Here is a 20,507-nt window from a genome sequence, read left to right on the forward strand (position 1 = left end):
GAAATTCCTCCCCAGCTTTAATTATTTATAATTTGAGTCTTACATGTACGAATAGGAATTCCATTTAAATCATATACAGTACATGAACCACAAATACCCTCACCACAACAAATTTCATTGTTATTAGTCATTACAGTGTTTATCTCTTTCAAATTTTCTATAGAAGAGAATATTTTATCTCTTAAATAATCTGAAGCACCTATAAAGGCAAGTTCATATTTTTTAGTATTTATCTGTTTATTAATAAGATCTAAACCATCCATTTCATATAGATTACCTTCCCCTACAGCATGAATATTACAATATTCCTTAATAAGATTATAATTAGTGGTGGATTTATCAAGAATTAAATCTACAGTATTATTATTTTTTAACAGATGATTAATAACTAATATGGCTGGTGCTTGAGCTACTCCTCTAACTATTGCTAAAGCATTTGAATTTTTTGTTGTTTTTAAATGTTCTAATCCAAAAATTCCATTCCAATAAGGACCTCTAATCAATAATTGATCACTTGTTTCTTTGATGGTTTTCGTCTTTACTCCATGAATTTCGACAGCAATTTCTACAACATCATTCTTTGTATCCACATGCATTATGGATATGGGAATATCAAAATATTGATTATAATTTTTATTTCTAATGAAAATATAAGAGCCTGGTTGATTTATTTGTCTAGCTAAGGTATGGGGTATTTTTAGAGCAAAGATTATTATATGATCATTTAATTCTTTACGTTGAAGTATTTTAGCCTCTATATCTACCCTAGGGGGTTTTTTCCTATTTCCTTCAAATTTGAAGGCTTGATATATACATACTCCTCTCCAATCACAGTCACAAAACTCTTTTCCTTTTAAGTGAGAACAAGTAATACAATCCATCGTTTCAGCTAAATAACATGGGCAATATTCACTTCCAGCATCGATACACTGCCATTTATGGTTACGCATAAATTCCCTCCTTTGACTAAAAAACAACTATAATAATAGAATATTTATTTTGAATAATTATGTTACAATGTTTCTAGTCAAATAAAGAAAAGTAGCATAAGTTTAGCTACTGAGGTTGTTAAAATAGATTAAAGTTAAATAACCAGCCACCATAACGTATTTATAAATACTTTATGGTAGCTGGTGTACAAAGATATGAAGACGATAAAGTTTTGATACTACCTTAGATTCATAAATCTTAATACCTTACCTTTAATAGACAATTTATTTATGTCCTCATCAGTAGTTAAGTCTGTAATATTTATTAGATTGCCATCTAAATAGGTTAGAATCCTTCCAACTCTCTGATTTTTCATTAAGGGGGCATATAGAGGTTCTTGAACATCTATTATCGATATAATCCTTTCAGCCTCTCCATCCTTTATTGGTACAACAAGTTTTTTAGAAGCTTTTAATTGTGCTGTCATCTTCTCACCATTCTTAACAGAGATACCTTTTACTAACTCTCCTTCCTTAAAAACCTCATATGGCTTGTAGGATTCAAAATGATAATCTAATAAATTTTTTGCAGTATTAAACCAATCCCCGTCGTTTAAAGTTATCGCGATAAATTGCATATCATTTCTAGTGGCAGAAGCCACTAAGCATCTTCCAGCTTTTTTTGTAAAGCCTATTTTTACCCCATCGCCCCCTTCACAGATGGACAGAATCTTATTTTTATTGGAAAAATGCTTATAGTCTTCTCTATCGGCTAACCAAAACTTTGTATTAACAATTTTTTTAAAGGTAGGATTTCTAAGTGCTGCTCTTGTAATCATACTTAAATCATAGGCTGTTGTATAGTGCTCTTGATGATGCAGACCATGGGGATTCATAAAGTTTGTGTTTTTTGCTCCAATTTCTTTCGCTCTTTGATTCATTAATTGAGAAAAATCTTCTACAGAACCACTAACTTCATAAGCTATTGCAGTAGCAGCATCATTGCCGGATCTCAGCATTAGACCATACAATAAATCTATTATGTTAACCTTTTCGTTAGCCTTAAGGTAAATAGATGATCCCTCAACGCCTACGGCTTCAGGATGAATTTTTACTTGTTGATCTAATGGAATTCTTTCTATAGCCAATAGAGCAGTCATAATTTTAGTTGTGCTTGCCATAGGCAGCTCCTGATGTATATTTTTTTCATATAGTACTCGTCCAGTTTCAACATCTAATACTATACCTGCTGCGCCATTACAATATACTTCCTGGGCTGAAACAAAAAATGGATTCAGGAGAGCTATGAATAGCAATACAAAAAACGATTTAAACATCCTCTTAAACATATAACACACCTCGTTTTAGTAGATAATTTACTTTTACTTCAATTATTATGAACAAAAGAAGCTATATTGATGCTATATAATTACATAAAAAAATGATAAGTAATCATGTTTTACTTATCATTTATGGATTCGTTAAATTGGTGTTTAATTTCACAACCAAACTCTTTAGCAATTTTCTCTGCTTCCTTAATGTCTTCAGTACTCCAGATTGACCAACCACCTTTTAATGTACCATCAACATATATTTCCACTTTATCTTCCTTAAATATCATTATTTTGCTATGCCTTTTTTTCATCTGTTTAACTTGTTTATTTACAGCTTCTTCAGCATCTACATCCAATACTTTTAATGCGATAAATAAACAAGACATTGCATCCTGTAATTCTCTTTTAGCTTTATCTAAATCACCCTTCATTAATGCTTTTAACGATTCAGCAACCTCTTCGTTCAAGTGACTAATAGCAGTTTTAGGATCGTTGGTACTATATTTTCTATTATCCCAAATCATATCAATAGCTTCTCTTAAGTTCATACTTGACCCCCTTTTTTTATAAACTTATTAACATTATACTCTAAAATTTTTAAATTTCAAATAGATGTCAAAATAAATTAGACACAAAAATAGAGGATGTTGAAACTATCCTCTATTCATATGAAATAATATTATTTTCTGCATCATTACTTTTTTCTTTTTTATTAAACATACTTTGAATTGTATTAATTACCTTAGGAGTAGTATTAATTAGATTATCAATCATATTTGCTCTTTGGTCAACGGGCATTAGTTTTATCTGACCATTACCTACTACCATAAAAGCTACAGGCTGTACAGATACCCCAGCTCCAGTACCCCCAGCAAAAGGATATTTTTCAGGTTTAGCTTCAGCTTTCTCCTCTTTTTCTTCATCTGAATTATTATTTATATAATCTCCACCTCCTGAAGCAAATCCAAAGGATACTTTTGATATAGGAATAATAACTGTACCATCAGGAGTTTCAACAGCATCTCCTACAATTGTGTTGACATCTACCATTTCTTTAATACTCTCCATGGTAGTTTTCATTAATGCTTCAATTGGATGCTCGTTCAATTTTTTCACCACCTCTAAATTTCATCATCAATAATTTTATGCTTGCAATAATAATATATCCTATTTTCAAACCTACTATACAATGAAAAGTTAACGCAAATTTTTTTGACATATAATTTGGTACTACATCGATACTGATATCCTCCAAGTTTAGTGTATTTCTAATAAATAAGATAATATTAGTTTTTATGACCCATATAATTCCAGTTACTATAGCTGTAATAGCAGCATCTTCTAAGCCTATCTTTGTATACCACAAGACCTTCTTGATCCTCAGTTTTCCTTTGATATATTCAATAACATTCCAGTATTTTTTTTTGAAGGATTGAATTTCTTCAAAAATTATTTTTATTTCATTAAAATTAAGCTCTTCCTCCCAAGAATCGTTTATTTGTTCTTTTTTATTGCCAACCTCTGTATCATTATGTATTTTAGCTCTTATTAGATTATTTCCAGTGTGTACCATATCTAAAAAAGGTATATCAATTTTATATTTGAAAAAACCATTGAGAACAGATAGAACAATAATTACTTCATCATTTTCTCCTTCCCTTAAAATCTTTATGTCAATAGTAATGCTTATAAACAACAGTGCAATAAACAAGCATACTGAAAAAATGGATATACCAACTAAATAGTAATATGTTTGCAAATTAAATCACCTCTAAATCGTGCTATTAGTAGCATTTCCATTTTTTTGTATAATAGACTCTATTTAGATATACAATTAAATAAAAATAACCATCCTTTTATAAAAGATGGTATTAGATGATTATTTTGCAAAGAGATTCTTAACATCATTTTCCTCTGATAATAGCTTAAATTGACTTATGTCAGGAAGGTCCTCGATAGATTTTAATCCAAAGGTTTTCAAAAAAATTATTGTAGTTCCATAAATGATAGGACGACCAATCTTATCAAGTCTTCCTTGTTCTTCAATTAGATTTTTCTCTTGTAAAGTACTTAATGCTTTATCGCATTTTACACCTCTAAGCTCTTCAATTTCAATTTTTGTAATAGGCTGTTTATAAGCGATGATTGCTAAAGTCTCTAAAGCTGCTTGAGTCAATCCTTTACTCATCTTAGGTGCTAACAGTTTGTTTATATAGGAATAATGCTCAGGCCTTGTGGATAATTGATAATAATCATTCATTTTTATTATTTGAATCCCTCTTTTGTTATAGTTGAATTCATCTATCATATCTCTTAATATCGTTTCTACCTCTTGAATGTCTAAAGATAAAGCCTTACTTAACTCTTTTATAGCTATAGGTTCAGACCATACGAAAAGAATAGATTCTAGTATTGACTTAATTTCGTCTCTTTCCATTTTCATAACACCTCTTTATAAGTTGACAATATTCTAATTATAATGATTCAATCATAATACCTTCAAAGCAATTATCTTGAATCACTTTTATCTTTTTCATTTTAATTAATTCTAATAATGCTAAAAAGCTTATTACAGCTTCAGATTTATCTATTGCAGAAATAAAGATACTGTGAAATGTTATTTTTTTTGAGTATTGTAATTTATTTAAAATATAGTTAAGTTTATCTTCTATAGTAACAGGCTCTCTATCAATTTGTCTAATGTTATTATAAAATTCATCTGTTGAGACAGTTTGATTTGTTAGTATTTTTTTAAAAGCAGATAATAAGTCCTGAATGTGAAGGTTTTCAAAAGATGTATCGTAGTCATAATGATCAATAATAATTTCTTCTTTGGGTTTAAAAAAAATCTTATTATAATGATTTTCTCTTATTTTAAGAGTTTCTGCTATTGCTTTATACTTTTTATATTCTAATAATTTTTTTATTAACTCACTTCTTGGATCTACTTCATCTGCTTGCATTCCCTCAGCCTCTAATACATCTTTAGGCAATAACATTTTTGATTTTATCTCAATAAGGGTAGCAGCCATAACTAAAAACTCACTAGTAATATTTAAATCGAATTTTTCCATTGCATAAATATATTCTAGATATTGCTGAGTAATTTCATTGATAGGTATATCATAGATATCTATCTTATTCTTTTCAATTAGATGAAATAGCAAATCAAAAGGTCCTTCAAAAGCTTCAATTTTAATAGTATATTTCATTACTTACCTCCTAAACTATAAAAACAAGTAAATACATTAAAATTTGAAAAGCAAAGGAAACAAGGGGAAATAGTACTTTACCAATTACTCCAAAATATAATAATGCAAACAAAAGTATATAAGAATATTTTTGTAATTGGTAGTATTTATACTCAAAGCTTTCAGGTAATAAAGCCAATAGTATCTTTGAACCATCTAAAGGTGGGATAGGAAATAAATTAAATATAGCCAATACTAGATTAATAAAAATAGCAAAGTAGACTATATTATATATAAAAGAACTTAATTGCAGCTTTATTGTGACTCCTAAGAATAACGTTAATAAGATCGCTAATAGCACATTTGATAAAGGACCGGCAATAGAAACTAAAAAATAGCCCATTTTTCTATTAGAAAAATTATTAGGATTAATGGGAACTGGTTTAGCCCACCCAAATCTAAAAAATATTAACATTAAAAACCCTGCTATATCAATATGAGATATAGGGTTTAGAGTAAGCCTTCCTTGATGCTTAGCCGTAGAATCGCCTAATAAATAAGCACTATACGCATGAGAGAATTCATGAACTGTAAGGCCTATTAATATTCCTGGTAGAGTATAAATAATAGTATTAAAATCTAAGTTAAACATCTTTTATCTCCTTTAATTCATTATATAGTTTATTAGCATATTCTATTTCATCATGTTCGTCATAAATCTCACCCATAACTTTTGATTTTAAAATAGTATCTAGTATCTTTTTATAAATTGGTCCTGGTTGGATTCCTAAATTCAATAAATCTCGGCCTGTTACTTTAAGTTTAATGTTCTTAAGATTTATCATATAATACATTATATAATGTTTAATATAGTATTCTGTACAATCATTATAATAAAAAATAAGACTCTCTAGACAATGATTATGGAGAATACTATATATAGTATATTTATCTATATCATCCTTCAATAAAGATGTATAAACCTTTTCTTTTTCCTTTAAAGCTATTTGAATATTGACTATTCCTTGTTTGTTATTTAAGAACTTCTGAATAGCCTCAGATAATTTATTTAAAGGAAATGAATGAAATAGTTGCATGATAACAAGTAGTTGTATGTCTATTTTTTTATTATCAAACCTATGAAATTTTTCAATGGTAGACCAAAGATTATCGATTTTTGTGATGGTTTCATTTGTAATATTTAAATCTGAATGAATCGCTGTAAATATATTAAAGGATTTCATCAAGAAAATGCTCTTACTTACACCCTTATCAGTAAAAATTTGAGCCATTTCTTCCCTTACTCTATCATTTGTAACTTTTGTTAACATATGGTCCTTAATCGCTTCCATTATAAAACTTTTTGTTTGTTCTTCAATTTCAAAATCTAACCTTGAAGCAAATCTAATTGCTCTGAAAATCCTGGTAGGGTCTTCTATAAAGCTTAAATTGTATAGAACGCGAATTCTTTTGTTTCTAATATCCTCTAATCCTCCAAAAAAATCAATCAATTTACCAAAATTAGCAATATTAATTTGAATAGCCATACAATTAATTGTAAAGTCTCTTCTAAACAAATCATTCCATATAGAGCTTTTTTCTACTGTTGGTAAAGCAGCTGGATACTCATAGTACTCCCTTCGAGCAGAAACAATATCTAGAACACTTCCATTTGCTAAGGTAATACTTGCAGTCCCAAACTCTTTATGAGTCATAAGAGTACCACTTAATGTTTCATTTAACCTTTCTGCAAAAGAAATTCCATCGCCTTCGATAACAAAGTCAATATCAAAATTTTCTCTATTAAGTAATAAATCTCTTACAAACCCACCTACTACATAAACCTTTTTGCCTAATGTATCAGCTAAACCTCCTGTGGTCTTCAATAAATCAGAGATTTCTTTTGAAAGATTTAATATTTTTTCTTTGCAATTAATAATTTCTGTACTTTCACTTTCATTAAAAGTTTTTTTGTACCAATTTGGATGATTCGTTCCATGAAGCATTCTCAATAAATCGGTTCTTGTTACTATACCAACAATTTTATTATTTTCTACTACAGGTAAACGGCCAATATTGTTTTTTACTAGTAATTCATTTATATCTTTCAGAGAAGTATCAAGTCCTATAGTTTTAACATCACTTGCCATGAATCCTTTTACAGGAGCATGGCTCAGTCCATGCTGCATAGCTTTATCAATGTCAGTTCTAGAAATAATACCAATCAAATCATCATCTTTAATTACAGGCATTCCCGTATGACCATATCGTAGCATTATTTTATTGACCTCTTCAATTGACATTTCTTCCCGTACTGTTTTAACGGGATAGTTCATAAAATCTCTGGCCGTTACCTGTGGTTTTACTCTATTATGTAGATTTTTTATTAATAAAGATTTAATCTGATTAATATCACCATTTTTTACAGTAGCTGACGCAGCTTTGCTATGTCCAGCACCTTTAAATTCTTCTAACAAATTTGGAATAATAATAGCATCATTAGAACTTCTTCCAATGATATAACATCTAGAATCCATTTCTACTATAAGAAAAACCGCATCACTTTCTTTTACTTCTAACATTTTATTTGCTAAATAACCTAACTCACCAATATAATTATCATGATGATGTGTTGCAAGTGTAATACTATAATTGTTAATATTTATAGTCTCCATATTTAGTAAGAGAGCCAAAAACAACTGATCGTGTTGGTTATTAAAGGGCCTTTGAATATATTTTAATACTACTTTAAGATCCGCTCCATTTCTCAATAAAAAAGCTACGGCATCAGCATCTTCTGACTTAGTACTGGAAAAGGTTAAACAATTGGTATCTGAGTAAATTCCTAATAGAAATAATGTTGCCTCAAAAGAGGTAATTGGAACTTTCTTTTTCTTTAATTCTTCCACTAAAATAGTTGAACAGGCGCCATAAGGTTTAATGATTTTAGATGCGTTTTTTATAGTATTTCTATTTTCCTCATGATGATCATAAATTTTAATAGTAATGCTATCATTAATACAATCTTTAAATTTGCCTATTCTAGTAGAAGAATTTACATCTACGATTATTAGTTCTTGAATATCTTCGATAGAGATTTCTCTAGAAGATTTTATTGGCAGAATATTTTTATAAAGACTTAGAAACTCTTTTATATCATTATTAATTCTTCCAGAAAAAACCAAGAAATTTTCAGGATATAGCTTAGAACAAGCCACCATGCTGGCAAGTCCATCGAAATCTAAGTTAATATGGCTAGTAATTATTTTCACAATATCTCCCCTTTTTAACCTGGCTAATTCTTTTCTATTATAACATACATAGTTATCAACAAAAAGAGAAGCAGCATACCAATCAGCTACTTCTCTATTCTAAAAAAATGGATAAGGAACCTGTCTTTAACTACTTTATATTAATGGCCCATCATTCCTTGAAACATTCTATTCAATATATTAAAAACAGAAGCATGTTCAACATTTTCTGCACTGATAAGATTAGTTTTTCCCACTTCTTTTCCATCCATTGTTACGATAATTTCACCAATCTTTTCTCCTTTTTGGATAGGTGCTTTTATTGATTGTGGTAATATTATTTCTTTCTTTATGCTGGACTCCTCACCCTTTTTTACCAATACATTTAAATCTTCCATTACAGTAACATGGAGCACCTGTTGCTTACCTTTATCCACTACTATTGTTCCTAAATCACCATCCTTTTCTGCAACTTTAACAGTATTAAAGTTGGCAAATCCGTAATCTAAAAGCTTTGATGCTTCGCTAAATCTTATTGGCGAGGTTGGGGCTGCTAGTACTACTGCTATAAAAGTATTATTTCCTCTTGTAGCCGAAGCTGATAAGCAATACTTTGCTTCAGAAGTAGAACCAGTTTTTATACCAGTGATACCCTTATATGTTCGTATTAATCTATTGGTATTTACCAATTCTTGTACAGATGGTGTTCTTCTTCCAACCTCTACAGTATCCATCCAGGTCGTCAACCATCTTTGCACTTCCTTATGCTTTAATAGTTCTTTTGACATTAAAGCTATGTCATAGGCAGAAGTAACATGCCCTTCAACAGGCAACCCATTTGTATTAACAAAGTGAGTATTTTCCATTCCTAATTCAGCTGCCCTTGCATTCATTTTCTCAACAAAAATTTCTTCGGTCCCAGCAATATGCTCTGCGATAGCAACAGATGCATCATTTGCTGATCTAATTGCTATAGCCTTCATTAAATCTTCGACGGTCTTAATTTCACCTGGTTCTACATATATCTGTGTTCCCCCCATTGAGGAAGCTCTTTCACTAATAACCACCTTGTCTTCTAAAGAAATTCTATTATTATCTAATGCCTCCATTGCTAATAGCATTGTCATAATTTTAGTAACACTAGCAGGAGGCAACGCTTCATGGATATTCTTTTCATAGAGGATAGTCCCTGTGGAGGCATCTATTAATATAGCTGCCTTAGCATCAACTTCAAATGGCTGAGCTTGTGCCACCATTGTAATATTGCTAAATAATAAAGTGATTATAAATACAATACATATCATTCTAATTAGATGTTTTACCATACTTTTTCCTCCTTGTAATCATTTTATCTTAGGTTTTCCATCTACATAATTAGTTATACCAGAAGGATTATATAAAATGACACTTAATCCGCAAGACTTTTTACCAAGGCCTAAACTACAGCTCAAATCATTTCATACAGTAAGTGGTCTACTCATGAAAAAGATGTAGACTTAATAACTCATTGCAAAATAATAAACAAATTATCTTCATGATTCAAATTTAATGCAAAAAACCAGCAGGTAGAACGTACAATAAATACGTCTAGATGCTGGTTTTACAAATATTGTAGAATATGTAAGTGTTTAAACAGTTGCATTATTAATATAATTTTCTAATACCATTTTTATCTACCACTCCGAAGATTAATGGTCGTACATTTAACGGATTTTCCTCAATGGTATAAGCTTCCCTCAATTGATTAATGGAAACCTCACCCTTTTTAATGTCATTACAATGAATATAGGCTAGTATATCATCGGTCTCAACATAGTCACCAACTTTTTTATTTAAGACAATTCCTACAGATAGGTCAATATCGCTGTCTTTGGTATCTCTACCTGCACCTAAAATCAATGCACTTAATCCTACGGTATCTGCTTGAATCTTGTGTATATATCCTTTCTTTTCTGATTTTAAAATCAATATTTCCTCAGCTTGTGGTAATGAACTAAGATCTTCTACATAAGCTGTATCTCCACCCTGTTGCTCAATAAATTTTATTAGCATTTCAAAAGCCTTTCCAGACTCTATGACTTGTTGAACCATTTGAATTCCTTCTGATTCAGTATTTACCTTATTGGCTAACAAAAGCATGTAGGCACCTAAGAAATGACAAAGGGCTTTTAAATCTTCAGGACCTTCCCCTTTTAATAACCGAATGGCTTCTTTAACTTCTAGGCTATTGCCAATAGCATAACCTAAAGGCTGATTCATATCAGTAACAACAGCAATAGTATCTTTGTTCATATTGTTTCCTATATCAACCATTTCCTTTGCCAATAAAAAAGATTCATCAATTTCTTTCATGAAAGCGCCATCACCAGTTTTAACATCTAGTAAGATAGCATCAGCGCCTGAGGCCAATTTTTTAGACATTATACTACTAGCAATCAAAGAGATATTGTCAACTGTAGCAGTTACATCTCTAAGAGCATATAAATTTTTATCAGCAGGAACAAGATTTCCTGTTTGTCCTGCTACTGCCAATTTTATGCGATTTACATTATTGATAAAGGTTGCTTGGCTCATCTCGACAGAGAAGCCCGGGATGGCCTCTAATTTGTCTATTGTACCTCCCGTATGGCCTAGACCTCTTCCGGACATTTTTGCTACTGGAACACCGCAAGCAGCGACTATAGGACCTAGGGCTATCGTTGTTTTATCGCCTACACCTCCAGTACTATGCTTATCTACTTTGATTCCATTTATGCTCGATAGATTGATTATTTCACCAGATTTCATCATTGCCTCTGTCAAATAAACAGTCTCCTCTTTATTCATTTTTTGAAAATAGATTGCCATTAGCAATGCTGAAGCTTGATAGTCTGGAATAGAACCTTCTGTATATTCTCTGACAAAATAGCTGATTTCTTCCTTACTAAGAGATTCGCCGTTTCTTTTTTTTAGGATAATATCATACATTCTCATTAAACATTCACCTCAGAGAGAATTTCCTTTACTAAACCAATGAACTTAGGTTTAGTTTTGTTAGCTACCTCCATTACTTCTTCATGGCTGATAGATTCCAACTTATCTGGGATTGGCATATCTGTAACACAAGGGATACCTAATACTTTCAAGCCACCATGACGTGGTACTATAACCAAAGAACCTAAACCAGATCCAAACATTAAGCCTATTTGAGGTGTTTCATTGGTCTTGCTTAAAATATATTTTTTTGCATCTTTAACTTTTTGTAATAAGTTCTCCATAACTATTTTGCCTCCTTCTTACAAATATTCTACTTTTTTTATAGTTGTACCTGTTTTATTTACAACAACATTTATCTTAAACTATTAGAGATTTAAAGCTTTCGCCTTTACCAGTAGAATTAATTTTTAATAATTCAGCAATAGTAGCTGCAATATCAGCAAAGCTTTTCCTAGTGCCGATATTAACATTATTTTTTACTGATTTGCCATAAATAAGGATAGGTATATATTCTCTAGTATGATCTGTTCCTTTAAAGGTTGGATCATTACCATGATCCGCAGTAATAATAATAATGTCGTCATCTTTCAAGTGACGCATTAGTTCAGGTATTCTACTATCCATTTCTTCTAAAGCATTCTTATAGCCTTTTACATCCCTACGATGACCAAATTTGGAATCAAAGTCAACTAAGTTGGTAAAAATAATGCCCCTGTTATTTTTTTGAAGATAATTAATAGTCTCATCTACTCCATTCATATTATCTTTTGTATGAACAGCTTCAGTAATACCTTGTCCATTAAAAATATCTTCGATTTTTCCAATGCCAATAACGTCTAGACCTTGAGCCTTAGCAATATCTAATATTGTTTCCTCGGGTGGATTTAAAGAAAAATCTCGTCGGTTTGAGGTTCTAGTAAACCCTCCAAGAGCTCCAACAAATGGCCTAGCAATAATACGTGCAACAGCATGATCTCCCATCATAATATCTCTTGCAATTCTACATATTTCATATAATCTTTCTAGAGGGATAACTTCTTCATGGGCGGCTATTTGCAAGACACTATCAGCAGAGGTATATACAATAGGATATCCGGTTTCCATATGCTCCTCACCTAATTCTTCTATAATTACTGTGCCAGAAGCAGGCTTATTTCCTATAACTCTTGTACCAATTTGTCTTTCTAATTCCTCTATTACCTCTTTTGGAAAGCCATTAGGATAGGTTTTCAGTGGTTCTGTTAGATGAATCCCTGATATTTCCCAGTGTCCTGTTGTAGTATCCTTACCTAGAGAAACCTCTGCTGCTTTACCATAAGCACCTAAGGGATGATCCCATGACTGAATTCCTTCAATATTATCAATATTACCTAGCCCTAGTTTTCTAAGGTTAGGTAGATGAATATCTCCTTCGTTTTTTGAAATATTTCCTAACGTATTAGCACCTATATCTCCAAATTTTTCAGCATCTGGTAATGCACCGATGCCCACACTGTCTATAATAAACAAAATCACCCTATTTATCATAAATATCCTCCTTTATCATTTATTTAGATTTATTATACCCCTCTTAAGAGGGAAATAAAATGAAATATCATTCAGTGATGCGCTTCTAATGCTGAATTGCAGCCCAATTTATTCCGAGGATGTAGTCCTTAAACTGATCTTACTGAATTGGTAGGCTCACCACTACACTGAAGGGTAATTTCATAAACAGCCTTAGATTAAAATAGGACCTATATTAGGCCCTAGGATGAGTCTTATTATATACATCCTTAATCTTATTTTTAGTAATATTTGCATATATCTGAGTAGTAGATATATCAGAATGGCCAAGCATCTCTTGAACAGATTTTAAGTCAGCACCATTTTGGACTAAGTGAGTAGCAAAGGAATGTCTTAAAGTATGGGGTGTAATGGTTTTATCTATATTGGAACCCTTTGTATAGGCTTTGATTATTTTCCAAAACCCTTGACGGGTTAAGCCTCCACCCTGCATATTTAGAAAAAGTAATTTTTCTTTATCATTTTTAATAAAATTATTTCTGGCATTAAGCAAGTAATTTGCTAGAGCTTGTAAAGCCACTGAACCAACAGGAATAATTCTTTCCTTTGTAGCAGTAGAGCATTTTACAAAGCCTAGATTAATATTAACATGATCTACTTGTAAAGATATTAATTCTGATACTCTTATACCAGTAGCATATAACAGTTCTAGCATTGCTTTATCTCTAATACCCTTGTAAGTAGACTCTTCAGGTTGATTTAATAACATATCTACTTCTTTAGGGCTAAGGATACTTGGTAATTTTTTCTTAGCCTTTGGGGTCTCGAGATTTAATGTTGGATCCTTTACAACAAGATTATTTTGCAACAAAAATTGATAAAAACACCGAATAGACGCAATACTCCTTGAAATAGTAGATACAGCTCTCCCTTTGTTTTGCATATGTAATAAATAAGTGATGATGGTAGTTTTATTAGTATAAACAACATCAAGGATCTCATTACTATTTAAATACTCTAAATATTGCTTAATATCGCGTATATAAGATTCTAAGGTGTTATTAGATAATTGTTTTTCATTTGTTAAATAGTCAACATAATTTGAAATGAGTTGATTCATATTGAAAATCTCCCTTTACTATTGCTACTACATTTATTCAACAAATTATTGATAAATCCTGCAAGAAAATAAAAATTGCATAAAAATCTTTATATATATTCTCTTTAATAGCTAAAGTACATTTTTCACAATTAGTCTAATAAAAATTGGAGCAATATATGCCTCTATCAGACATGCTATTAAAAGAAGAGCAAGCAAGACTCCATATCTACTACTATATAACAGAAATACTTTTGAAAAATTAATGGTTTTTATCTTATGAATTTTGCTTTTCAAAAATCCAGTAGCAAAAGTTAAAGAAATAACTGAAGCAATAGTAAAAATTGAAATAATAAATATGTTTTGAGGTAAAATTCCAAATATAATGATCAGTGCACCCCAAAACTTAAACTCCTCAATTAATAAGCCAATCGTAAACCCAATTACAAACCCTTTAAATCCAATAATAATTAATACCAGCGGTGCCGTAATAATGAAAGCTCCTAAAACCCAGCTTAAAGATAGTAATTGAAAATTGTTTATAAATGATTGTTTTAATATATTAAAGCTATTTAAATTGCTATTATGAAATATTTCAAAAAAATTCCTCAAGTAATAAAACAACTCTTCTTTTTGATGTTTGTCTACAACTTTTACGGTAAACGCCCCTACGGATATACCGATTAAGAAACACAATACAACAGTAGCGTATATAAAAAAGTTATCTTTTATATGTTTTTTTAAGAGATCAATAAATTTATACAACACAATAACCTCCATTCTTATGCATATCAATACTTTAATGATTATGCTTAAAATAGAGGTTTTATGCTATGTCCTTAAAGGATTAGTGATAAATTTTTATAGGTTAAGATTGCAATAATTGTTTTACTATCTTTTATTTTACCTTCCTTTATGTATTCAAGGGCTTCTTCCAAAGACAAAGAAACTAGTTCAATATATTCATCTTCATCAGGACTAGCTGTTCCTTCTTCTAGATTTTCTGCTAAATATATATGCATAACTTCATTTGTAAAACCAGGAGTAGTATAAAAATCTAAGATTTTCTTTATATCCTTTGCACTATATCCAGTTTCTTCCTTTAATTCTCTTAGAGCACATTTTTCAGTACTTTCATTAGCTTCTATTTTGCCTGCGGGTATTTCTAATAATATTTCCTCTACAGGTTTTCTAAACTGTCGAACAAAAATAATTTTGTTTTCTTTTGTTATGGGTAGTATACCTACTGCTCCACTATGTTCAACAATTTCCCTTTTAGAATATTTTTTTTGAGGCAGTTCTACTGTATCCACCCGTAGATTGATAATTTTCCCTTCATATATCCGCTCAGACTTTAAAGTTTTTTCTTCAATTGGCATAGTTTAGATAACCCTCCTTAGTTACTTACTTAGGCGATGCAATTAGATAATTAAATCCATACATAGCAGCAGCACTGCAGGCTAAAAAATAGAAAGGATCCGCATCATAATCTCGACCCATTGTTTTAACGTTTAAATTAAAATGCTTTAAGGCATCAAGTAATATACTGCCATCTATTTCAATAATATTATGTTTTTCTATAATATTCAAGTCTTCTATTTGATTATAAATAATTTTTTTTTCTTTTTTAGGTAACAAAGGTAAAATAATATTACATTTTGTTTTACATATTTTACTGAAGATTGTTAAACTATGATGACTCATACCATAATGACGTACTCTATTATCACTAAAACTAATTCTTGGTACCCCTATAGAGAAACCGCCTAAATCAGTAACAGCATTTAATACTAATCCCTGTTCTATCCCTGAGAACCCATAGGGAGTACCGGTTCCTACTATACCGGGCCCCATAGTGACAACAGCTATGTCACACTTTGCAATTTCCTTTGCTGCAACTAAACCGTTATATATATTTATGGTTTCTATGTCTCCTCCAAAGGCATGACCAGTAGTTATAGTAGTATCAATCAAATCGTTATTCCTTAGATAATCAACAGTATCACTAAAAGATAAGGGTAAAGCAGCTCCATCTGTCATGATATAAGCTATTTTAATATTAGAGTTTATGTATTTTAACGTCGAAACGATTGGAGTTAACATGCTATGTAAAATCCCAGCAATCACAGGCAAGCCGTTTAATGAAGTAAACTCATTAAACAAATAGTGATAGGGACTTTGTTGTTCTTCGGCGGCTAGTACCTTTAGCTGTAAAGGAGTATACCGCAGCTTCATAATATGTCCTTTTCCTTGTAATTCTTGATGCGTATTATTAAAATTACTTATTACAAAATGACACCCTCCTGTGCCAAGTTTCAATTCAACTGCAGTTGTATTAATTATAACCATATCATTTATTTTTGCTTCTCCAGTTAAATCAGAATAATTTATTGCTAGGGCTTCTTCTCCATCAATTGAAACAATAAGCTTCGTTTTTTTCTTAAGCTTCTCTAAGATTTTTATAACTCTTCCTTTTTTCATACTAATCATATATTATATCACCTCATTATTTTAATGACGACCTAATTGATCTATATAATTAAGAATAGCATTATTTCTAATTATCTTAGTAAAGGAATACTTTTCTGACAAAATATGAAATAGAAGCAAAATAAATACTAAAATAAACTTTACCGATAATGAAAAATTGAACACCGATATAATGCCTAGACTTATTCCTAAAGGATTTGACCCTGCATCACCCATCATGCTTTTTGCTTTTAAATCCTGGGGCAAATAACCTAAACAGTATCCTAAAATACTATACAGTATAAGTTTATAAAAACTATTAAGCCCTAGTACAATAAATAATAAAGCTATAGAAATGTATGCCTTTATTGCTCTACCGGGCCTTAAGTCAAATAAATTAATTAAATTTGTAAATAAAGTAATTAAAAAAAAGTTCAGAAAAAGCTCTATTATACTGGTAGAAACTAGAATGCTAACAAACAGTGCTATCATTCCACCAATAAAAGCCTTGAAAAGTCCTGTAGTTAATTCTCCATGGAGAAGACAATAAATATGGCCTTTAAACCCTTTAGCAACTTGATTACTACTACAATCATCTATGATACCAATAAAAGCCATTGTAATTATGGCAGTTAAAAATATCAATGGCTTATCCAACATATCTCTTTGTGAAACTGCAAAGAACAAGTAATTGATAAGGATTATTGGAACAATGGTTATGCCTAACCCAATAGGAATGCTTTCTTCTCGATAATTTTTTGCTATAAAATTACCTCTTTTCAGCATTTTAGCGATATATGGGATCATAATCAAAGTTAGTAAAGTGTTAATAATTACTAATAAAATTGTCATAAAGAAATTCACCACCAGTATATTATAAAGAGGTTTTTAAGGTTAAAAGCTTATATAAAATTGCTTTAAATTGTTTCCCCCTGTGAATAAAACCTTGGAGGTCTCTTCCAGTTTCATTATGGACCATGTTTACATCAACCTCTTTAATAATAAAACCTTTTTTCAAGATTTCTATTGTCATTCCTAACTCCACCTCAAAACCTCTATAATCGAGACTTATACTTTTTAACACACTTTTCTTAAATGCCCTTTGACCAGAAAGAACAGTATCAAGCTTCTTACCTGTATAATAGTATACACCATATTTAGCAAGTTTTTTTACAAACCCCAATCCACCTTTCTTCTTAGCAGGAGGAAATTTTGCTATCGTTACATCAGTAGTATTACTTATAATGGGCTCTAATAGTTTATTTGCCTCTCTAACTGTTTTTCCTAAATCTCCATCTAAAAAAATAATTATATCAGACTCTTCCAATGCAATTTTAACACCCATTTTTAAAGCCGCACCTTTACCATTATTGCTAAGACAATTAATTAGAACAATACCATTTATTTTTGATGTAATCTCAGCTGTATTGTCAGTTGAGCCATCATTTACAACGTATATTTTTGATATAACATCAATTTTTTTTATTTCCAGTAAAGTTTCTTCAATTTTTTTTTCTTCATTAAATACTGGTATGATGGCTGAAATTCTTTTTTTCATGTTTTCCTCCCCAATTATGGTATGCCTAGAGGTGTAAAACTTTCTACATATGGACGTACTCCAAATGAGTTTTCTTTACCACTAGATGTAAGAACTAAAGAAATTTTTCCCACTAAGGTATCTATATTATCTACTGTAGAGATACCAAATTGATTATAAATAGGTATGTAGGAATGAGCTACATCTAACCTTTCTACACCTATAATATTTATATTACTTATCTTTAACTCATTAATAAGGTCCTCAACCAGATCATTAGTAGTGTCTCTAAGTTCATTCTGATTACCTCCTGCTATAATCACTTGATCGATAGAGTCATTAAACTCTTTATAATGATTGAAGTGAATATACTTGTTAGATATAAGATATTTTAACAAGTATGATATCTCTTCATTTATGAATAAGTCCATCATTTCTATATTAATTCGATGCAAAAGTTTTTCTTCTGTTAAGCTTAGTCCTAGAGAGGTATTAATTTTATGTAACTCTTTATCATTTAAATTAACTATTTTATCAGTAAATACTATGTGTATTGGCATAACTGCTCCAGCTTCCTCTACTACTTCTTTAATATTGTTATAGTAATAATCTTCAGTTATTTGTACGAGAGCTATATTCATACCAGAAAGCCTGTTAGAAATTATTTCGTAATATGCTTTTTCTATAAACGCTTGCTTATTCTCATTTTCTTTGGTTAATTCTTCAATTGTATTTATAAGATTTTCTTTTTCTATTCTGAGCATATTAAAATTGTATTCAAGGCTATCTACTAATTGTTGTTGTTGACTTAAATATATCTCATCTCCATTCATGTTAAACCCAATAATGATTCCAATACCTAGGGATATAAAGATTGAAGCTATAGTAATAATATAGTATTTTATGTCAATAACCATTGTAAACCTCCCTATATTCCCAAAAATATTCTTAATCTAATAGTTAATAACTTAAACAAATTTCTTATGGGCTGCGAAATAAATAAAAGAATTATAATAGGAATAAGTGCTGCAATAAAGAACAATACCACATGCTCTATTTTCATGGTGCTTTTATATAATTTACTGACTCCTTTAGCATCAATTAGTTTAGATCCTACTTTAAGTCTAACTAAAAATGTGCTGGACATTCCTTTTCTACCTTTTTCTAAAAAGTCAATCATATTTGAATGTGTACCAACTGCAACAATTAAATCTGCACCCTGATCATATGCTAAAAGCATTGCTATATCCTCACTAGTACCAGGAGCTGGAAAAATTTCGCCATGTAAACCCAGTCTTTTTATTCTATCGATGCCTGGAGCATCTCCATTCGGATAGGCATGTACTATTATTTCTTTACATAGGGTTAAGCATCTATCTGAAACACTATCCATATCACCAATGATAATATCAGGTATTAACCCAAACTCTAATAGTGCATCACCACCTCCATCTACCCCTATTAACACTGGTTTCATTTCCTTTATATAAGGGAATATGGTTTGAAGATCTTCTTGATAGTTTTGGCCTCTAACTACAACTAATACTTGCTTATTATTCATATTAGTTTCTATTTTAGGAATAACTAATTTTCCCAAGATAAAGTTTTTCTCTTCATAGGCATAGGTCAAAGTGTTATCAATAAATTTTTCCAACTCAACTTCTATATTCTGCTCTGCTAGCTCTAACAAATCATTTACCTTATCAAATGATAATGATTCAAGTGTAGCAATAGTTGTATTATCTAATAGCAACTCATTCCTTCTGATTTCAACAATATCTCCATCCTTTAAAACATTAAAGAGATTTCCTTTGACAACATCAAATAAGAGAACATTAGACTTTTTTAATAAGCTTGGTCCTAAATTAGGATACCTTCCACTAATAGATTTGCTACAATTTATTACTGCAGCTACCCTTCTAGTTATTAATGAGTTTGCGGCTACTTCGTCTATGTCACTATGATCAATGATGGCTATTTCCCCTTCATTAATTCTACCTATCAAATTTTTAGTTTTTTTGTCTAATTTTACTGGAGCCTTCATTTCCATGACGTTAACCTCCATATCGATTCCAGTATTAGTATTTGTACAAGATGATATAAAAATGCTATATTTATTCTCCTATACTTACTACCATATAAAGTTAATATTTTTTAATAAGCAAGGTAAACTTTTTGTTGATTTATTTACTATTTTAGTTATAATGAAGAAATA

At 30.6% G+C, this 20,507-nt stretch carries 21 protein-coding genes; all 21 read right to left on the bottom strand.

Annotation, left to right across the window (positions count from 1 at the left end; all coding sequences use genetic code 11):
* Nucleotides 1-17 precede the first annotated feature (17 nt).
* The 21 genes from BMX10_RS01495 to steA all read right to left on the bottom strand — a co-directional run bounded on the left by BMX10_RS01495 (nucleotide 18) and on the right by steA (nucleotide 20,342).
* Nucleotides 18-950, bottom strand: coding sequence for a sulfide/dihydroorotate dehydrogenase-like FAD/NAD-binding protein (locus BMX10_RS01495; protein ID WP_090438216.1), 933 nt, complete (start codon nucleotides 948-950; stop codon nucleotides 18-20).
* A 218-nt stretch (nucleotides 951-1,168) separates the two neighbouring features.
* Nucleotides 1,169-2,266: a D-alanyl-D-alanine carboxypeptidase family protein gene (locus tag BMX10_RS01500; protein ID WP_244272594.1), complete on the bottom strand. Its 1,098-nt coding sequence runs from the start codon at nucleotides 2,264-2,266 to the stop codon at nucleotides 1,169-1,171.
* A gap of 122 nt (nucleotides 2,267-2,388) precedes the next feature.
* The gene (locus tag BMX10_RS01505; protein ID WP_090438223.1) at nucleotides 2,389-2,811 is read right to left on the bottom strand and encodes a MazG nucleotide pyrophosphohydrolase domain-containing protein; all 423 of its coding nucleotides are present in this window, start codon (nucleotides 2,809-2,811) and stop codon (nucleotides 2,389-2,391) included.
* 112 nt (nucleotides 2,812-2,923) lie between these two features.
* Nucleotides 2,924-3,370: a GerW family sporulation protein gene (gene ytfJ / locus BMX10_RS01510; protein ID WP_090438226.1), complete on the bottom strand. Its 447-nt coding sequence runs from the start codon at nucleotides 3,368-3,370 to the stop codon at nucleotides 2,924-2,926.
* Complete coding sequence (locus BMX10_RS01515) at nucleotides 3,351-4,022, bottom strand: DUF2953 domain-containing protein (protein ID WP_090438229.1); 672 nt, start codon at nucleotides 4,020-4,022, stop codon at nucleotides 3,351-3,353. Before BMX10_RS01515 ends, ytfJ begins: the two co-directional genes overlap by 20 nt.
* 120 nt (nucleotides 4,023-4,142) lie before the next feature.
* Nucleotides 4,143-4,700 (bottom strand): SMC-Scp complex subunit ScpB, encoded by a 558-nt coding sequence (gene scpB, locus BMX10_RS01520; RefSeq protein WP_090438930.1) that lies wholly within the window; start codon nucleotides 4,698-4,700, stop codon nucleotides 4,143-4,145.
* Nucleotides 4,701-4,737: 37 nt separating this feature from the next.
* Nucleotides 4,738-5,475, bottom strand: a complete 738-nt coding sequence (locus BMX10_RS01525; protein ID WP_090438232.1) for a segregation and condensation protein A — start codon at nucleotides 5,473-5,475, stop codon at nucleotides 4,738-4,740.
* Nucleotides 5,476-5,485: 10 nt separating this feature from the next.
* Nucleotides 5,486-6,106, bottom strand: a complete 621-nt coding sequence (locus BMX10_RS01530; RefSeq protein ID WP_090438235.1) for a site-2 protease family protein — start codon at nucleotides 6,104-6,106, stop codon at nucleotides 5,486-5,488.
* Nucleotides 6,099-8,726, bottom strand: coding sequence for a CBS domain-containing protein (locus BMX10_RS01535; protein ID WP_090438238.1), 2,628 nt, complete (start codon nucleotides 8,724-8,726; stop codon nucleotides 6,099-6,101). Before BMX10_RS01535 ends, BMX10_RS01530 begins: the two co-directional genes overlap by 8 nt.
* A gap of 140 nt (nucleotides 8,727-8,866) precedes the next feature.
* Nucleotides 8,867-10,030: a D-alanyl-D-alanine carboxypeptidase family protein gene (locus BMX10_RS01540; protein WP_090438240.1), complete on the bottom strand. Its 1,164-nt coding sequence runs from the start codon at nucleotides 10,028-10,030 to the stop codon at nucleotides 8,867-8,869.
* A gap of 319 nt (nucleotides 10,031-10,349) precedes the next feature.
* The gene (locus tag BMX10_RS01545) at nucleotides 10,350-11,678 is read right to left on the bottom strand and encodes a pyrimidine-nucleoside phosphorylase (protein WP_090438243.1); all 1,329 of its coding nucleotides are present in this window, start codon (nucleotides 11,676-11,678) and stop codon (nucleotides 10,350-10,352) included.
* On the bottom strand, nucleotides 11,678-11,962 hold the full coding sequence (locus BMX10_RS18170; protein ID WP_208976093.1) for a nucleoside phosphorylase-I family protein: 285 nt from the start codon (nucleotides 11,960-11,962) through the stop codon (nucleotides 11,678-11,680). The genes BMX10_RS01545 and BMX10_RS18170 overlap by 1 nt, the downstream gene beginning before the upstream one ends.
* A 76-nt stretch (nucleotides 11,963-12,038) precedes the next feature.
* Nucleotides 12,039-13,208: a phosphopentomutase gene (locus BMX10_RS01555; RefSeq protein WP_090438246.1), complete on the bottom strand. Its 1,170-nt coding sequence runs from the start codon at nucleotides 13,206-13,208 to the stop codon at nucleotides 12,039-12,041.
* A 214-nt stretch (nucleotides 13,209-13,422) separates the two neighbouring features.
* Nucleotides 13,423-14,307 carry a site-specific tyrosine recombinase XerD gene (gene xerD / locus BMX10_RS01560; protein ID WP_090438249.1) on the bottom strand — a complete coding sequence of 295 codons (885 nt, stop codon included), beginning with the start codon at nucleotides 14,305-14,307 and terminating at the stop codon, nucleotides 13,423-13,425.
* Nucleotides 14,308-14,418: 111 nt separating this feature from the next.
* Nucleotides 14,419-15,051 (bottom strand): stage II sporulation protein M, encoded by a 633-nt coding sequence (gene spoIIM / locus BMX10_RS01565; RefSeq protein WP_244272595.1) that lies wholly within the window; start codon nucleotides 15,049-15,051, stop codon nucleotides 14,419-14,421.
* 74 nt (nucleotides 15,052-15,125) lie between these two features.
* Nucleotides 15,126-15,665, bottom strand: coding sequence for an NUDIX hydrolase (locus BMX10_RS01570; RefSeq protein ID WP_090438255.1), 540 nt, complete (start codon nucleotides 15,663-15,665; stop codon nucleotides 15,126-15,128).
* Nucleotides 15,666-15,690: 25 nt separating this feature from the next.
* Nucleotides 15,691-16,776, bottom strand: a complete 1,086-nt coding sequence (locus BMX10_RS01575) for a DUF3866 family protein (RefSeq protein ID WP_090438259.1) — start codon at nucleotides 16,774-16,776, stop codon at nucleotides 15,691-15,693.
* 21 nt (nucleotides 16,777-16,797) lie between these two features.
* Nucleotides 16,798-17,607, bottom strand: a complete 810-nt coding sequence (locus tag BMX10_RS01580; protein WP_090438262.1) for an MraY family glycosyltransferase — start codon at nucleotides 17,605-17,607, stop codon at nucleotides 16,798-16,800.
* A 22-nt stretch (nucleotides 17,608-17,629) separates the two neighbouring features.
* Nucleotides 17,630-18,313 (bottom strand): glycosyltransferase family 2 protein, encoded by a 684-nt coding sequence (locus BMX10_RS01585; RefSeq protein WP_090438265.1) that lies wholly within the window; start codon nucleotides 18,311-18,313, stop codon nucleotides 17,630-17,632.
* A gap of 14 nt (nucleotides 18,314-18,327) precedes the next feature.
* Nucleotides 18,328-19,209 carry a copper transporter gene (locus BMX10_RS01590; RefSeq protein ID WP_090438268.1) on the bottom strand — a complete coding sequence of 294 codons (882 nt, stop codon included), beginning with the start codon at nucleotides 19,207-19,209 and terminating at the stop codon, nucleotides 18,328-18,330.
* A gap of 11 nt (nucleotides 19,210-19,220) precedes the next feature.
* Complete coding sequence (steA, locus tag BMX10_RS01595; RefSeq protein ID WP_090438271.1) at nucleotides 19,221-20,342, bottom strand: putative cytokinetic ring protein SteA; 1,122 nt, start codon at nucleotides 20,340-20,342, stop codon at nucleotides 19,221-19,223.
* Between the last annotated feature and the right edge of the window lie 165 nt (nucleotides 20,343-20,507).

Source organism: Natronincola peptidivorans (assembly GCF_900111615.1).
Lineage (GTDB): Bacteria > Bacillota > Clostridia > Peptostreptococcales > Natronincolaceae > Natronincola_A > Natronincola_A peptidivorans.

Excerpts from the sequence above, each read along its gene's own strand:
- BMX10_RS01590 (WP_090438268.1), bottom strand. The coding sequence starts at position 19,209 with ATGGTTATTGACATAAAATACTATATTATTACTATAGCTTCAATCTTT.
- BMX10_RS01570 (WP_090438255.1), bottom strand. The coding sequence starts at position 15,665 with ATGCCAATTGAAGAAAAAACTTTAAAGTCTGAGCGGATATATGAAGGG.
- xerD (WP_090438249.1), bottom strand. The coding sequence starts at position 14,307 with ATGAATCAACTCATTTCAAATTATGTTGACTATTTAACAAATGAAAAA.
- BMX10_RS01555 (WP_090438246.1), bottom strand. The coding sequence starts at position 13,208 with ATGATAAATAGGGTGATTTTGTTTATTATAGACAGTGTGGGCATCGGT.
- BMX10_RS01540 (WP_090438240.1), bottom strand. The coding sequence starts at position 10,030 with ATGGTAAAACATCTAATTAGAATGATATGTATTGTATTTATAATCACT.
- BMX10_RS01500 (WP_244272594.1), bottom strand. The coding sequence starts at position 2,266 with ATGTTTAAATCGTTTTTTGTATTGCTATTCATAGCTCTCCTGAATCCA.
- BMX10_RS01495 (WP_090438216.1), bottom strand. The coding sequence starts at position 950 with ATGCGTAACCATAAATGGCAGTGTATCGATGCTGGAAGTGAATATTGC.
- BMX10_RS01505 (WP_090438223.1), bottom strand. The coding sequence starts at position 2,811 with ATGAACTTAAGAGAAGCTATTGATATGATTTGGGATAATAGAAAATAT.
- BMX10_RS01545 (WP_090438243.1), bottom strand. The coding sequence starts at position 11,678 with ATGAGAATGTATGATATTATCCTAAAAAAAAGAAACGGCGAATCTCTT.
- BMX10_RS01585 (WP_090438265.1), bottom strand. The coding sequence starts at position 18,313 with ATGAAAAAAAGAATTTCAGCCATCATACCAGTATTTAATGAAGAAAAA.
- scpB (WP_090438930.1), bottom strand. The coding sequence starts at position 4,700 with ATGGAAAGAGACGAAATTAAGTCAATACTAGAATCTATTCTTTTCGTA.
- BMX10_RS01580 (WP_090438262.1), bottom strand. The coding sequence starts at position 17,607 with ATGACAATTTTATTAGTAATTATTAACACTTTACTAACTTTGATTATG.
- BMX10_RS01525 (WP_090438232.1), bottom strand. The coding sequence starts at position 5,475 with ATGAAATATACTATTAAAATTGAAGCTTTTGAAGGACCTTTTGATTTG.
- BMX10_RS01530 (WP_090438235.1), bottom strand. The coding sequence starts at position 6,106 with ATGTTTAACTTAGATTTTAATACTATTATTTATACTCTACCAGGAATA.
- BMX10_RS18170 (WP_208976093.1), bottom strand. The coding sequence starts at position 11,962 with ATGGAGAACTTATTACAAAAAGTTAAAGATGCAAAAAAATATATTTTA.
- BMX10_RS01575 (WP_090438259.1), bottom strand. The coding sequence starts at position 16,776 with ATGATTAGTATGAAAAAAGGAAGAGTTATAAAAATCTTAGAGAAGCTT.
- steA (WP_090438271.1), bottom strand. The coding sequence starts at position 20,342 with ATGGAAATGAAGGCTCCAGTAAAATTAGACAAAAAAACTAAAAATTTG.